A 1375-nucleotide genomic window follows, 5' to 3' on the forward strand; every position below is an offset into this window, starting at 1 on the left:
TCCCAGGGAGTGGTGTAGCTTAGACGGCCACGGCTCATCCCGGAGGGCCGGATGAGTGTCAGCTTGCTGCTGGCAGGCTGATGAGTGGATCATCGCTCATCGTAGCGATTGTCTCAAGGGTCATATAGCGAGATCGCTGGACGGCCCATTCATCGTTCTGTTCGAGCAGCAGCGCGCCGACGAGCCTGACGATGGCGTCGTCGTTGGGGAAGATGCCGACGACCTCTGTCCGCCGCTTGATCTCACCGTTCAATCGCTCGATCGGGTTGGTCGAATGAAGCTTGGCCCAATGCTGTTTGGGAAAGGTCATGTAGGCGAGCACGTCCTGCTCGGCGCTGTCCATAAGGGTGGCGAGCTTCGGCACCTTCGGCCTGATCTGGTCGGCGACGTTGCGCCACTGGGCGCTTGCCGCCTCCGCTGTGTCCTGGGCGAAGGCCGTGGCGATGAAGGCGGAGACGACGCGCCGGCCGCTCTTTCCCGCATGAGCCAATGCATTGCGCATGAAGTGCACCCTGCAGCGCTGCCAGGTGGCGGAAAGCACCTTCGATACTGCGGCCTTGATGCCCTCATGCGCATCTGAGACGACGAGCTTCACGCCACGCAGACCCCGCCTGGTCAGCTTGCGCAGGAATTCCGTCCAGATCGCCTCGGCTTCGGACGTGCCGACTTCCATGCCGAGCACTTCGCGTCGACCGTCGGTGTTGACGCCGACGGCGATGATGACTGCAACAGAGACGATGCGACCGCCGCGCCGGACCTTCAGGTAGGTCGCGTCAATCCAGAGATAGGGCCATTCGCCCTCGATGGGCCGGTCGAGAAAGGCCTTCACCTTCTCGTCGATCTCCCCCTGCCCGACAGGCAATGCTTGCATTGCCGAAAGGGGCGCACAGCCGGGAGACCTGGCTCTTGGAAATGCCCGACATGCCCATCGCCTTGACGAGGTCATCAACCGAGCGGGTCGAAACGCCCTGGATATAGGCTTCCTGAATAACCGCCGTCAGAGCCTTCTCCGCCATCCGGCGTGGTTCAAGAAAGCTCGGGAAATAGCTGCCGGTGCGAAGCTTGGGAATGCGCAGCTCGACGGTGCCCGCCCGTGTCTCCCAGTCCCGGTCGCGGTAGCCGTTGCGCTGGGCAAGTCGAAAGCCATTCTTCTCGCCATAGCCCGCACCAGTCTTCGTGCCAACCTCCAGCGCCATCAGTTTCTCGGCAGCAAAGCCGATCATCTCGCGCAGCAAATCGGCGTCGGCGCTCTTCTCAACGAGTGAGCGCAGGTTCATCATGTCGTCGGTCATCGGTGGAGTCCTTCAGGTTGGTTCTAAGCAACCCGACCCTACCGGAAATCACCGATGGCTATGAAATCCAGCTACACCACTCC

1 pseudogene is annotated in these 1375 nt (G+C 61.7%); it reads right to left on the bottom strand.

The features are described from left to right. Positions 1–58: 58 nt before the first annotated feature. Positions 59–1292, bottom strand: a pseudogene (locus C8J33_RS26805) (IS256 family transposase). Positions 1293–1375: the final 83 nt, after the last annotated feature.

This window comes from Rhizobium sp. PP-CC-3G-465 (assembly GCF_004343445.1).
GTDB classification, from domain to species: Bacteria; Pseudomonadota; Alphaproteobacteria; order Rhizobiales; family Rhizobiaceae; genus Ferranicluibacter; species Ferranicluibacter rubi.